General features: G+C 57.1%; 12 protein-coding genes. 7 read left to right on the top strand and 5 right to left on the bottom strand.

Features of this window, described 5'->3' with window-relative positions:
- Nucleotides 1-88 precede the first annotated feature (88 nt).
- Together metF and IYV58_RS00525 are read right to left on the bottom strand one after the other, a co-directional pair.
- Nucleotides 89-976, bottom strand: a complete 888-nt coding sequence (gene metF / locus IYV58_RS00530) for a methylenetetrahydrofolate reductase (RefSeq protein ID WP_004127280.1) — start codon at nt 974-976, stop codon at nt 89-91.
- Nucleotides 977-1,142: 166 nt separating this feature from the next.
- Nucleotides 1,143-2,048 (bottom strand): LysR family transcriptional regulator, encoded by a 906-nt coding sequence (locus tag IYV58_RS00525; RefSeq protein WP_049113492.1) that lies wholly within the window; start codon nt 2,046-2,048, stop codon nt 1,143-1,145.
- A gap of 91 nt (nt 2,049-2,139) precedes the next feature.
- On the opposite strand from IYV58_RS00525, the gene IYV58_RS00520 reads away from it, so the two are divergent.
- On the top strand, nt 2,140-2,511 hold the full coding sequence (locus tag IYV58_RS00520) for a carboxymuconolactone decarboxylase family protein (protein ID WP_004127273.1): 372 nt from the start codon (nt 2,140-2,142) through the stop codon (nt 2,509-2,511).
- A 39-nt stretch (nt 2,512-2,550) separates the two neighbouring features.
- Here IYV58_RS00520 and IYV58_RS00515 read toward each other — a convergent pair whose 3' ends face one another.
- Nucleotides 2,551-4,983, bottom strand: a complete 2,433-nt coding sequence (locus IYV58_RS00515; protein ID WP_004127269.1) for a bifunctional aspartate kinase/homoserine dehydrogenase II — start codon at nt 4,981-4,983, stop codon at nt 2,551-2,553.
- Nucleotides 4,984-4,985: 2 nt separating this feature from the next.
- The gene (gene metB / locus IYV58_RS00510) at nt 4,986-6,146 is read right to left on the bottom strand and encodes a cystathionine gamma-synthase (RefSeq protein WP_004127265.1); all 1,161 of its coding nucleotides are present in this window, start codon (nt 6,144-6,146) and stop codon (nt 4,986-4,988) included.
- A gap of 266 nt (nt 6,147-6,412) precedes the next feature.
- Here metB and metJ point away from each other — a divergent pair, with 266 nt between their 5' ends.
- Nucleotides 6,413-6,730, top strand: coding sequence for a met regulon transcriptional regulator MetJ (gene metJ, locus IYV58_RS00505; protein WP_004107547.1), 318 nt, complete (start codon nt 6,413-6,415; stop codon nt 6,728-6,730).
- A 94-nt stretch (nt 6,731-6,824) separates the two neighbouring features.
- Here metJ and rpmE read toward each other — a convergent pair whose 3' ends face one another.
- Nucleotides 6,825-7,040 carry a 50S ribosomal protein L31 gene (rpmE, locus tag IYV58_RS00500; protein ID WP_004107543.1) on the bottom strand — a complete coding sequence of 72 codons (216 nt, stop codon included), beginning with the start codon at nt 7,038-7,040 and terminating at the stop codon, nt 6,825-6,827.
- A gap of 241 nt (nt 7,041-7,281) precedes the next feature.
- Here rpmE and priA point away from each other — a divergent pair, with 241 nt between their 5' ends.
- The 5 genes from priA (at nt 7,282) to hslU (ending at nt 13,688) form a co-directional block, all read left to right on the top strand.
- The gene (gene priA / locus IYV58_RS00495) at nt 7,282-9,477 is read left to right on the top strand and encodes a primosomal protein N' (protein WP_087828804.1); all 2,196 of its coding nucleotides are present in this window, start codon (nt 7,282-7,284) and stop codon (nt 9,475-9,477) included.
- A 150-nt stretch (nt 9,478-9,627) separates the two neighbouring features.
- Nucleotides 9,628-10,656 carry a DNA-binding transcriptional regulator CytR gene (gene cytR / locus IYV58_RS00490; protein WP_195729368.1) on the top strand — a complete coding sequence of 343 codons (1,029 nt, stop codon included), beginning with the start codon at nt 9,628-9,630 and terminating at the stop codon, nt 10,654-10,656.
- A gap of 91 nt (nt 10,657-10,747) precedes the next feature.
- Nucleotides 10,748-11,722: a cell division protein FtsN gene (gene ftsN / locus IYV58_RS00485; protein WP_071830616.1), complete on the top strand. Its 975-nt coding sequence runs from the start codon at nt 10,748-10,750 to the stop codon at nt 11,720-11,722.
- 91 nt (nt 11,723-11,813) lie between these two features.
- Nucleotides 11,814-12,344: an ATP-dependent protease subunit HslV gene (hslV, locus tag IYV58_RS00480; protein ID WP_004127251.1), complete on the top strand. Its 531-nt coding sequence runs from the start codon at nt 11,814-11,816 to the stop codon at nt 12,342-12,344.
- 9 nt (nt 12,345-12,353) lie between these two features.
- The gene (gene hslU, locus IYV58_RS00475) at nt 12,354-13,688 is read left to right on the top strand and encodes an HslU--HslV peptidase ATPase subunit (protein WP_004127247.1); all 1,335 of its coding nucleotides are present in this window, start codon (nt 12,354-12,356) and stop codon (nt 13,686-13,688) included.
- Nucleotides 13,689-13,854 lie beyond the last annotated feature (166 nt).

The following is a 13,854-nucleotide window of genomic DNA, read 5'->3' as shown; positions in this document are numbered from 1 at the left end:
TGATAAACCAAAAGAAGCGGCGCCGAATGAATTTTTTCGTCGCCGCGTAAAAAAGGGAAGGATAAGATAGAGGAAAACGGAATGGGAGTTAAGCCGGTCGCACGCCCAGAGTGTGGCAAATTGCGTAACTCATTTCCGCGCGGTTAAGCGTGTAAAAGTGGAAATCTTTCACCCCTTCACGGCTTAAAATCTTCACCATATCCATCGCAATGTTCGCACCCACCAGCTGACGAGTTTCGGCGTCATTATCCAGGCCCTCAAACATTTTCGCCATCCACGTCGGGATACGCACGTTGGTCATATCGGCAAACTTTTTCGCCTGCTTAAAGTTAGAGACCGGCAGAATACCCGGAATGATTTCGACATCGATACCGGCCGAGACGCAACGATCGCGAAAACGCAGGTAACTTTCAACGTCGAAGAAGAACTGGGTAATCGCGCGATTTGCCCCGGCATCAACTTTACGCTTCAGGTTAAGCAGGTCAGCCTGCGCGCTTTTAGCTTCAGGATGGACTTCCGGATAAGCCGCGACGGAAATATCAAAGTCTCCGACCTCTTTCAGCAGCGTGACCAGGTCTGCCGCATACATATCCGGCTTACCGCTGCCCGGCGGCAGGTCGCCACGCAGCGCAACGATATGGCGAATCCCGCTATTCCAGTAATCCTGGGCAATGGCGCGCAGCTCATCACGGCTGGCGTCAATACAGGTCAGATGCGGCGCGGCTTCAAGACCGGTACGCTCTTTTATACCTTTGATGATGCTATGGGTGCGGTCACGTTCACCGGAGTTAGCACCGTAAGTCACGGAGACAAACTTCGGCTTCAGGCTACTCAGGCGATCGATGGATTTCCAGAGGGTTTGCTCCATTTCACTGGTGCGCGGCGGAAAGAATTCAAAAGAAACATTAATCTGGCCCTGCACTTCCGCCAGGCTCTGATTCAGGGCTTCCCGCTGATTGGCGTGAAAAAAGCTCATACCTTACCTCATCAATCGCATTTTATTGTTTGTTGTGTTGCGAACTTCTATACGTTTAGACGTCCAGATGTAAAAATGACGGAAAAGAGCACCGGCGTCAATAGAAAAATCAGCGTAAACAGTGAGGAATATTCAGACAAGATGAAATTAATTCATGGCGCATTCGCTAAGGTAATGATTTTTCAAGGACTGCTATCACCCTTTCCCGTACCCCCTCATTTGCGGACATCGTGACCACACCAAGCCTAAGAGGAAGCTGCTGGCTGGCGTCCCGAAGAGGACAAAAGACCACCCCTTGCCGCTGAATCGCGGAAAAAGAGGCTGGCAGAAGGATCATGCCTTCTCCGCGCGCAATGCGCGCCAGCAGAACATCATGCTCGGCGGGCTCCTCAACGTAAGCGGGCGAATAGCCTGCCCGATCAAAAATACGCCGCGTATAGTCAAAAAAATCAGGATTACGCTCGCGTGGAAACCAGAACAACGGCCGGTGATTGAGCGCGCTTAACGTCAGGTCCGCCCTAACGGCCTCCGGCCAGGATGCGGGTAACGCTACGATGAGCGGCTCCTGGTAAGACAAAGGATGCAGGTGAAGCCCCTCGGTATTCAGCGGCAGCGCCACCAGCGCCGCATCCAGCTTGCCCTTTCGCACCAGCCGGGCCAACGCCGGTGATGACTGACGAGTGATATGTAAAGCGCCGGTCTGTTCCCCCAGAGCGGATTCCGCGGCGGCGAAAACGCCCTGTTCAAAGGCCGTCGTCAGCCCGATCCGCAGAAGCTGCTGCGCAGGCGCCGAGAGCTGGCTCAGCGCCGACAGGGTGCGCTCCTGAAGACACAACAGCGGCCGAACGATGTCCAGCACCCGTTTTCCCTCATCGGTCAGAATCAAGCCTTTGGTGTGGCGCAAAAATAGCGCCACCCCCAGTTGAGATTCCAGATGACGAATATGACGGCTCAGCGGCGGCTGCGAAATAAAGAGCCGCTGAGCCGCTCGGCTGATGTTACTTTCCTCCGCAACCACTGCGAAATAGCGCAGCAGGCGGACATCCAGATTCTGTAAGCGTGAATTTGTCATACTGAAAAGGTATCACGAAAAGGGTATTACTCAAGTCCGGTAAACCTCCCTAACCTTCCTCGTAACGCATAATCACACTGAGGAATAGGCTATGAGCAGCGCACGTTATACCACCGGACAAGAAATGCTACAGCGCGTGGACGGCAAAGGCGGCGATGCCGTCGTCAACAGCCTGAAGGATATCGCCCCCGATTTTGCCCGCTATCTGATTGAGTTCCCCTTCGGCGATATTTACGCCAGACCAGGGCTCGATTTGCGCAGCCGTGAAGTTGCCACCATCGCCGCGCTCACGGCCCTCGGCAATGCCGCACCACAGCTAAAAGTGCATATCGCCGCCGGGTTAAATGTCGGCCTGACACAGGAAGAGATTACCGAAGTTATCATGCAGATGGCGGTCTATGCCGGATTCCCGGCGGCCCTGAATGGCCTGTTTGCCGCCAAAGAAGTTTTCGCTGCGCACTAAGGCGAAAAGACCAGGCGTTGCCTGGTCTTTTATTTATGACTACAGCAGCTGCGCCAGGCGGTTGATATCCGACTGAATCGCCCCGGCGGTCACATCACGACCGGCGCCCGGACCACGGATGACCAGCGGGTTATCGCGATACCAGCGGCTCTCAATGGCGAAGACGTTGTCGCACGGCAGTAGCGCCGCCAGCGGATGCTCTTCGCGCACCGCTTCAACGCCGACGCGGGCTTTACCATTGGCATCAAAACGCGCCACGTAGCGCAATACCAGACCCATTTCACGCGCCGCCTCCAGGCGCTGCAGCATCTGTTCGTTCAGCTCTTCACCGTTCTCGAAGAAGTGATCAACAGAACCCTCTTCGCAATGAGCGGGCACCAGCGACTCTACGCGCACCTGATCCGGCTCGATATCGTAACCCGCCTCACGGGCCAGGATCACCAGCTTACGCATCACGTCTTTCCCGGAGAGATCGACACGCGGGTCCGGCTCCGTCAGCCCCTGCTGCCAGGCCTGATCGACGAGGTCAGTAAACGGCACGGTACCGTCAAACTGCAGGAACAGCCAGGAGAGGGTGCCGGAGAAAATACCGCTTAGCGCGAGAATGGTATCGCCGCTATCAATCAAGTCACGTACCGTGTGGTTGACCGGTAAACCGGCTCCGACGGTAGCGTTGTACAGCCAATGTCGCCCGGTTTTCTCGAACGCATCGTGGATCTGGCGATATTTGCTGCTGCTGCTGGCACCAGCCAGCTTATTCGCGCTAATAACGTGGAAGCCATGGCTGGCGAAATCAAGATACTGATCGGCCAACTGCTCGCTGGCGGTCACATCAAGCACAACTAAATCATCATACGGATGCGCACGCATCCACAGGAACAACGACTCTTCATCCTGTTCAATCGCTTCATCATTAAAGAAAGCCAGCGCACGACTGGCGTCGAGGCCTTCATAATTGAGCAGGCTGCGGCGGCTATCCACGACGCCGGCAAGAATAAATTCAAAACCGGTACGGGCGGAAAGTGTCGTTTGCTCACGGGCGAACAACTCCAGCCAGCGTGAACCGATATTGCCTTTACCAAACAGTACCAGCCCAATACGCTTTTCCGCGCGGAACAACGACTGATGCAGGCCCTGAATAAGGCTTTCCGTCGGCCCGGCGCGCAGTACCGCGACCAGGCTGATGCCCTCTTCTGATTGCCAGGTAAACTCTACCGGCTGGCCTTTCAGCTGCTGCCAGAAACGGTGGCAGTGTAGCGGATTACGGGTCACGCCGGCGCCGACCATCGCCACCAGCGCCAGCTTCTGACGCAGACGCAGCTCGCCCGGCAGCCCCGCTTCGTCCAGCAGCTTCAGCGCGCTGTCGGCCACTTCAGAGGTGTAGCAGAACTGCAGCAGCTTACGGTCGGCGTGTACGCCAACCGCCAGCGGCCTCAGCTGGGCGCGTTTTAAAATGGCGTCCAGCTCTTTATGCGCCAGTTTGAAATCCTGACCACCAGGCACCTGAAACTCAATCAGGCAGACATCATCGTGGCTGGTGACGATACGCGCCCCGGTGCCGGAAGCCAGCACGCGTTCGATGCGCGTAGAGCCCTGATCCGGGGTGTAGCTACAGCGTAATTGTAAATCGATATCGCTGCCGGAGACCGGCTGCAGCGTACGGGCGTGTAGCACCGGCGCCGCCAGGCGGGCCAGCTCGCTGGCTTCATCAAGGCGCAGCAGCGGTAGCAGGCATGCATCTTTCACTTTCCGCGGATCCGCGCTGTAGACCCCGGCCACGTCGCTCCAGATAGTGACGCGAGACGCCCCGGCCAGCGCGCCGATTTGGGTGGCGGAATAATCGGAACCATTACGCCCCAGCAGAACGGTTTCTCCGGCATTGTTACGCGAGATAAAGCCGGTCACCACCAGACGTTTGTTCGGGTGCTGAGCCATCAGCTGCTGCAAAAGCGGATAGGAGAGGCCTTCATCCACCTGCGGCTGCGGGGAGCGCTCGGCGCGTAAGAAGCTACGCGCATCCAGCCAGGCGGCCTCTACGCCCAGATGGTTCAGCACCGCCGCCATCAGGCGGGCCGACCAGACTTCGCCGTGACCAACGACTTCGGCATATACCGCGTCAGTAACGCCGCCATCCAGCAGCCCGGCAAGACGCTCAAGATCCTGAATAAACGTGGCGATCAGCGTGTCGGCAGCGTCTGGCGACAGCAATCCGGAAATGAGATCCATCTGATAACGACGGAGCGATTGTTGCACCTGATGCGCAGAGAGGCGATCGGTCTGGCTGAGCTTCAGCCAGCTGATCAACTGGTTGGTGGTACTGCCGGCGGCAGAGACGACCATCATATCGCCCGCCTGCGAATACTCCGTCATGATACCCGCGACGCGCAGGTAACATTTCGCATCCGCTAAACTACTCCCACCAAATTTGTGCAGCTGACGACCCTTCGCCCCTGCCTGCGCAATCACACTCATGTTTATTCCTCGTTTGCTGCCCGGAAGCCATTTTCCAGGTCGGCAATTAAATCTTCACCATCTTCAATACCGGTCGAAATCCGCAGAAGCGTTTCTGAGATCCCGGCGGCCGCACGCGCTTCAGGCGCCATGCCCGCATGGGTCATCGTCGCTGCGTGGGAAATCAGACTTTCCACGCCGCCCAGCGATTCCGCCAGCGTAAACAGCGATAGCCCGCTCAGGAAACGACGCAGCGTCTGCTCATCGCCATCCAGTTCGAAGCTTAACATCGCCCCAAAACCTTTTTGCTGACGCGCCGCAATCTCATGCCCCTGGTTTTCCGGCAGGGACGGATGGTACAGTTTTTTCACCAGCGGCTGGGTTTTCAGATAGTCGACAATCGCCAGCGCGTTGCGCTGCGCCACTTCCATACGCGGAGAAAGCGTACGTAAGCCGCGCAGCAGCAGATAGCTATCAAACGCTCCGCCGGTGACGCCGATATTATTCGCCCACCATGCCAGTTCGGTGACGGTCGCCGGATCTTTGGCGATAACCACCCCGGCCACCACGTCAGAGTGGCCGTTCAGATATTTGGTGCATGAATGCAACACCAGATCGGCGCCCAGCGCCAGCGGATTCTGCAAAGCCGGGCTCAGGAAGGTGTTATCCACCACGCTGACCGCTCCGGCCTCACGCGCCAGACCGCAGATTTTCGCAATATCCACAACTCTCAGCAATGGATTACTTGGGCTTTCGACCAGAACCAGCTTCGGTTTTTCCGCCAGCGCGGCGCTCAGCGCCTGCTCGTCGTTCTGATCGACAAACAGCACGCGATAGCAGCCGCGCTTCGCCAGGCTATCAAACAGGCGGTAGCTGCCGCCGTAGCAGTCGTGCGGTGCCACCAGCAGATCGCCCGGTTTCAGGAATACGGTGGTGACCAGCAAAATAGCCGACATGCCGGTATTGGTCAGAACCGCCCCCGCGCCGCCCTCCAGCTCCGCCAGCGCACGCTGCACCACATCACGGGTCGGGTTACCGCGACGAGAGTAGTCGTGGGCGCGAGGTTCGTTAAATCCGGTGAAGTTATAGGTGCTGGAGAGATGAATGGGCGGGACAACGCAACCGTACTGCTCGTCGTCATTTAAACCGCTACGCACTGCGATGGTGGCCTGTTTACGCGTCATGTTGGGGAGTTCCTGGGCTGAGTCGGTGAAAAGTCAGGCACCAGAGTAATCATTGTTATAATAGACGTCAATACATCTGGACATCTAAACTTCTTTGCGTATAGATTGAGCAAACTGGAAATAGCCGTTAAAATTATATGCATTAGCGCACATCCGTAGCGGCTTGTTTGGTGTCAGATGCGCCCCTCTACGGTAAACTACGCGCAATTATGGCCAGAACTCGCGTTCAGGCCCTTAACTAATGAATAGAGGATTAAAGGTAACTCATGGCTGAATGGAGCGGCGAATATATCAGCCCATACGCTGAGCACGGTAAGAAGAGTGAGCAAGTAAAAAAAATTACGGTTTCCATTCCTCTGAAGGTGTTAAAAATCCTCACCGATGAACGCACGCGTCGTCAGGTGAATAACCTGCGTCACGCGACCAACAGCGAACTGCTGTGCGAAGCGTTCCTGCATGCCTTTACCGGTCAACCGTTGCCTAACGATGAAGACCTGCGTAAAGAGCGCAGCGATGAAATCCCGGAAGCGGCGAAAGAGATTATGCGCGAGCTGGGAATCGACCCGGATACGTGGGAATACTAAAACCATAAAAAAAAGCAGAAGGAATCTTCTGCTTTTTTTGCGCGGTTGCGCGCGAGAGACAAAAAAGCCGCCCTGAGGCGGCTTCTTCAGCAAATTACTTGCTGGTACCCGGTACGCTGAAGCGCTTGTTGAAGCGGTCAACACGGCCACCGGTAGCAACATCACGCTGTTTGCCGGTGTAGAACGGGTGGCATTTACCGCACACGTCGAGGTTCAGGTCGTGACCTACGGTAGAACGGATTTTCATGACGTTACCGCAAGAGCAGGAAGCAGTAACTTCTTCGTATTTCGGATGAATATCTTTTTTCATGGGAGAACCTCAGTTAAGGCCGCGTCGCTCTTCCAGCCCTAACGCCAGACACCACGCGATGTTAATAATTTCCCGGTGCGATTGCGCAAAGCGAAATTGCCGGGTAATAGATTTTGATACCGCATAAAGCGCATCAAAGGCGGCGAATCATACAGAATTTGACCAGCATATGCAAACTGATCCGCGAGCCCTTATCACAATGTGTATACTAACCCGCCAGATTTCAAGTCAGGAAGATTAAATGCCCGTCGCTCACGTTGCCCTGCCCGTTCCGCTGCCCCGCACTTTTGACTATTGGCTGCCTGACGGCATGCCGGTCAAAGCGGGCTGTCGCGTGCGCGTCCCGTTCGGCAAACAGGAGCGGATAGGTATCGTAACGGCGGTCAGTGAGCGCAGCGAACTGCCGCTCAACGAACTCAAGCCGGTGGCTGAAGTCCTCGACGCCGGGCCGGTCTTCTCCGCTTCGGTCTGGCGGCTGCTGCTGTGGGCGGCGGACTACTACCATCATCCCATCGGCGATGTGCTGTTTCACGCGCTACCGATCGTGCTGCGCCAGGGAAAGCCCGCCAGCGCGACGCCAATGTGGTACTGGTTTGCCACCGAACAGGGGCAAGCGGTTGATATCAACAGCCTTAAGCGCTCACCGAAACAACAGCAGGCGCTGGCGGCGCTGCGTCAGGGGAAGATCTGGCGCCATCAGGTTGCCGAACTGGAATTTAACGACGCCGCCCTGCAGGCGCTGAGGGGTAAAGGCCTGGCGGAGCTGGCCAGCGAAGCGCCGGCTATCGCCGACTGGCGCGCAGGCTTCTCGGTACCCGGCGAACGCCTGCGTCTTAATACCGAACAGGCCACCGCCGTGGGCGCGATCCACAGCGCCTCGGACAGCTTTTCCGCCTGGCTGCTGGCCGGGATCACCGGCTCGGGCAAAACGGAAGTGTATCTGAGCGTCCTTGAAAACGTGCTGGCGCAGGGTCGCCAGGCGCTGGTGATGGTGCCAGAAATCGGCCTGACGCCGCAGACTATCGCCCGTTTCCGCCACCGTTTTAACGCCCCGGTGGAAGTGCTGCACTCCGGGCTGAACGACAGCGAACGCCTCTCCGCGTGGCTAAAAGCTAAAAACGGCGAAGCAGCGATTGTGATCGGTACTCGCTCGTCGCTATTCACTCCTTTTAAAGACCTCGGGGTGATCGTCATCGATGAAGAGCACGACAGCTCTTACAAACAGCAGGAGGGCTGGCGCTATCACGCCCGCGATCTGGCGGTCTGGCGCGCCCACAGCGAGCAAATCCCGATTATTCTCGGCTCGGCGACTCCGGCGCTGGAGACGCTTTATAACGTTCGCCAGGGCAAGTATCGCCAGCTGAAGCTCACCAAACGAGCGGGCAATGCGCGCCCGGCTCAGCAGCACGTTCTGGATTTAAAGGGCCAGCAGCTGCAGGCCGGACTGTCTCCGGCGCTGATAGGCCGCATGCGCCAGCATCTGCAGGCCGATAACCAGGTGATTCTGTTTTTGAACCGCCGTGGCTTCGCGCCGGCGCTGCTGTGTCACGACTGCGGCTGGATAGCGGAGTGTCCGCGCTGCGACAGCTACTACACGCTGCACCAGGCCCAGCATCATCTGCGCTGCCACCACTGCGACAGCCAGCGCCCGATTCCGCGCCAGTGCCCCTCCTGCGGTTCGACGCATCTGGTACCGGTCGGTCTGGGAACTGAACAACTTGAACAGGCCCTGGGGCCGCTGTTTCCCGATATCCCGATTTCCCGTATCGACCGGGATACCACCAGCCGCAAAGGCGCGCTTGAGCAATATCTTGCCGACGTCAACCGCGGCGGCGCGCGCATTCTTATCGGCACCCAAATGCTGGCGAAGGGGCACCACTTCCCGGATGTCACCCTGGTTTCCCTGCTGGACGTTGACGGCGCGCTGTTTTCCGCCGATTTCCGCTCGGCGGAGCGCTTCGCTCAGCTCTACACGCAGGTTTCAGGCCGCGCAGGCCGGGCGGGCAAACAGGGCGAGGTGATCCTGCAGACCCACCACCCGGAGCACCCGCTGCTGCAAACGCTGCTTTATAAAGGATACGACGCGTTTGCCGAGCAGGCGCTGGCGGAACGGCAAAGCATGCAGCTGCCGCCGTGGACCAGCCACGTGCTGATTCGCGCCGAAGATCATAACAACCAGCAGGCGCCGCTTTTTTTACAGCAGCTGCGCAATCTGCTGCAGGCCAGCCCGCTGGCCGATAAGAAACTGTGGGTGCTCGGGCCGGTTCCGGCGCTGGCGCCAAAGCGCGGCGGCCGCTGGCGCTGGCAAATTCTCCTTCAGCATCCGTCGCGCGTTCAGCTGCAGCATATCGTCAGCGGAACGCTGGCGTTGATTAACACGCTACCCGAAGCGCGAAAAGTGAAATGGGTACTGGACGTCGATCCTATTGAAGGTTAAGGCTTCTCTTGCGAGGCGGATCGAAAAATTCAACCGTCATCACGTTTTTCATGAAAATTCTGTAACTCTCTGGATGTACTATCTGTTAAAAATGTTGCTGATGTCAGAACGCCAGGGATGTGTCTGCGCCAGTCAGCGAGGAGAAATCAGGTGAAGCCCAAAAAACAGGTCGTTGCCGCCACTATGAAAGACGTTGCCCAAAAGGCAAACGTTTCCACGGCAACCGTATCCCGAGCGTTAATGAACCCCGATAAGGTTTCGCAGAGCACCCGTAACCGGGTCGAGCAGGCCGCGCTTGAAGTCGGCTATTTACCGCAATCGCTCGGGCGCAATATGAAGCGCAACGAGTCGCGCACCATCCTGGTGATTGTGCCGGATATCTGCGACCCCTTCTTCAGCGAGATCATTCGCGGTATTGAAGTCACCGCCGCGGAGCAAGAGTACCTGGTGTTGATCGGCGATTGCGCCCACCAGAACCGTCAGGAAAAGACCTTTATCGACCTGATCATTACCAAGCAGATCGATGGCATGCTGCTGCTGGGCTCCCGTTTACCCTTCGATGCGGGCGTGGAAGAGCAGCGCAATCTGCCGCCAATGGTGATGGCCAATGAATTCGCTCCCGAGCTGGAGTTGCCGACGGTGCATATCGATAACCTCACCGCCGCGTTTAACGCTGTGAACTATCTGCACGAGCTGGGGCACCGCCGCATCGGCTGTATCGCCGGCCCGGAAGAGATGCCGCTGTGCCATTACCGCCTGCAGGGCTATGTCCAGGCGCTCCGTCGCAGCGGGATAACCGTCGATCCGCACTATATCGCCCGCGGCAACTTTACCTATGAAGCCGGCGCCAGCGCGCTGGAACAGCTGCTGGCGCTGCCGGTACCGCCAACGGCTATTTTCTGCCATAGCGATATTATGGCGCTGGGGGCGCTATCGCTGGCGAAACGTCACGGCCTGAAAGTTCCTGAAGATCTGTCTATTATTGGTTTTGATAACATCTCTTTGTCTGAATTTTGCGATCCGCCATTGACGACCGTCGCGCAACCACGTTTTGATATTGGCCGCGAAGCGATGCTGCTTTTGCTGGATCAACTGCACGGTCATAACGTCAGCAGCGGATCACGATTACTTGACTGCGAGCTTATCGTTCGCGGCAGTACGCGCAAAATCCGAACATAACCACCAGGCTTTCGGGCCTGCTCTTCTGGTCAAAGCCCCGCCGCTTAAGTAACATGGCGGGCTGAAAAACGAATAAGACAGCGAAACGATAGTGGCACAACGAGATTATGTACGCCGCAGCCAACCGGCTTCTTCGCGGCGCAAAAAGAGCAATACGCGAAGCTCAAGGAACAAACAAGGCGGCCTTTCGGCGGTTTCACCGACTATGGTGGCCATCGCTGCGGCAGTGCTGGTGGCCTTTATCGGTGGACTGTACTTCATCACTCACCATAAGAAAGAAGAAGCTGAAGCGCTGCAGAACCGCCAGGCCGCGGGCAACGGCCTGCCGCCGAAGCCGGAAGAGCGTTGGCGCTATATTAAAGAGCTGGAAAGCCGTCAGCCCGGGGTACGCGCGCCTACGGAACCCACCGCGGGCGGAGAAGTCATGAAGCCGGAGCAGTTGACGGATGAGCAGCGCCAGCTACTGGCGCAGATGCAGGCCGATATGCGTCAGCAGCCCACGCAGCTGACCGAAGTGCCGTGGAATGAACAAACTCCGGCACAGCGTCAGCAAACCTTGCAGCGTCAGCGTTTAGCTCAGCAGCAGGTACAGCAACAGCAGCTCGCGCAGGCCCAACAGCAGACGCAGGTACAGCAACCGCGAACCCAGCCGCGGGTTGTCGAGCAGCCGAAGCCGGTACAACAGCAGCCGAGGCAGACGGCGTCGAATCAGCAGCCGTATCAGGACCTGCTGCAAACGCCAGCGCATACCAGTACCGCGCAGCCTAAAGCCCAGGCCGCCGCGCCGGTAACCCGTGTAGAAGAAGCGCCGAAAACCGCCGCGACGGAGAAAAAAGACGATCGCAGCTGGATGATCCAGTGCGGGTCCTTTAAAGGCGCTGAGCAGGCGGAAACCGTGCGCGCGCAGCTGGCGTTTGAAGGCTTCGCCTCGCACATCACCACCAATAACGGCTGGAACCGCGTGGTGATTGGCCCGCTGAAAGGCAAAGAAAACGCCAGCAATATGATTGAACGGCTGAAAATGGCCGGACACGCAAACTGCATTCGTCTCGCCGCCAGGGGTTGAAACCCTCAAAATCCCCCCCATCTATAATTGCATTCTGCCCCGCGTAAACCGCGGGGCCCCTATTCCGCTTTTGCAACCAAGGGGTCTGCTCGTGACTACAATTGTAAGTGTTCGCCGTAACGGCCATGTCGTTATTGCCGGTGATGGCCAGGCCACGCTGGGCAACACCGTAATGAAAGGCAACGTGAAAAAAGTGCGCCGCCTGTATAACGACAAAGTGATTGCCGGCTTTGCGGGCGGCACCGCTGACGCCTTCACGCTGTTCGAACTGTTTGAACGTAAGCTGGAAATGCATCAGGGCCACCTGGTGAAAGCCGCCGTTGAGCTGGCGAAAGACTGGCGTACCGACCGGATGCTGCGCAAGCTCGAAGCGCTGCTGGCGGTGGCTGACGAAAACGCCTCGCTCATCATCACCGGTAACGGTGACGTGGTGCAGCCAGAAAACGATTTGATTGCTATCGGCTCCGGCGGTCCCTACGCCCAGGCCGCGGCTCGCGCCCTGCTGGAAAATACCGATATGGGCGCACGCGATATCGCAGAGAAAGCGTTGAGTATTGCAGGTGATATCTGCATTTATACCAACCACTTCCATACCATCGAAGAATTGACCTCCAAAGCGTAAGGATCTCCCATGTCTGAAATGACCCCACGCGAAATTGTCAGCGAACTGGACAAACACATTATCGGCCAGGACGCAGCCAAGCGCTCCGTCGCCATCGCTCTGCGTAACCGCTGGCGTCGTATGCAGCTCAACGAAGAGCTGCGTCACGAAGTCACGCCCAAAAACATTCTGATGATCGGCCCGACCGGCGTCGGTAAAACGGAAATCGCCCGTCGTCTGGCAAAGCTTGCCAACGCGCCATTTATCAAGGTTGAAGCGACTAAATTCACCGAAGTCGGCTATGTTGGTAAGGAAGTGGACTCCATCATCCGCGATCTGACCGATGCGGCGATCAAAATGGTGCGCATGCAGTCCATCGACAAAAACCGCTATCGTGCGGAAGAGCTGGCGGAAGAGCGCATCCTCGACGTGCTGATCCCGCCGGCGAAAAACAACTGGGGCCAGGCCGAACAGCCTCAGGAACCTTCCGCCGCGCGCCAGTCTTTCCGTAAAAAACTGCGCGAAGGTCAGCTTGATGATAAAGAGATTGAAATCGATCTCGCGGCTGCGCCGATGGGCGTTGAAATCATGTCCCCTCCGGGCATGGAAGAGATGACCAGCCAGCTGCAGTCCATGTTCCAGAACCTGGGCGGCCAGAAGCAAAAACCGCGTAAGCTGAAAATTAAAGACGCGATGAAGCTGCTGATTGAAGAAGAAGCGGCGAAGCTGGTCAACCCGGAAGAGCTGAAGCAGGATGCCATCGACGCCGTTGAGCAGCACGGTATCGTGTTTATCGACGAAATCGACAAAATCTGTAAGCGCGGCGGCAACTCTTCCGGCCCTGACGTATCTCGTGAAGGCGTACAGCGCGACCTGCTGCCGCTGGTTGAAGGCTGCACCGTCTCCACTAAGCACGGTATGGTGAAAACCGATCACATTCTGTTTATCGCCTCCGGCGCGTTCCAGGTCGCCAGCCCGTCTGACTTAATCCCGGAACTGCAGGGTCGTCTGCCGATTCGCGTTGAGCTGAAAGCGCTGACCACCCACGACTTCGAGCGTATTTTGACCGAGCCGAACGCGTCTATCACCGTGCAGTATAAAGCGCTGATGGCGACCGAGGGCGTCAATATCGAATTCACGGAAGATGGCATCAAGCGTATCGCTCAGGCCGCATGGCAGGTCAACGAAACTACCGAGAACATCGGTGCACGTCGTCTGCATACCGTACTGGAGCGTCTGATCGAAGACATCTCCTACGATGCCAGCGAAATGAATGGCCAAACCGTCACCATCGATGCGGAATATGTCGGTAAGCATCTGGATGTTCTGGTGGCAGATGAAGATCTGAGCCGTTTTATCTTATAATCCGGTTCAATATATTTTCATCACACTAGATGGGGCTATAGATACCCTACTCATTCGAGTTGCAGGACAAAACGGTTAACCGTTTGAACAGACCTTACGCTGGCCCCGAAGGCCAAATCACGCGGCAAGGGAATTCATCCCCAGGAGTGTGCATAAGTACATGACT

Source organism: Klebsiella sp. BDA134-6 (assembly GCF_015601345.1).
GTDB classification, from domain to species: Bacteria; Pseudomonadota; Gammaproteobacteria; order Enterobacterales; family Enterobacteriaceae; genus Klebsiella; species Klebsiella grimontii.
This window is presented reverse-complemented; position numbering and strand designations above follow the sequence as displayed.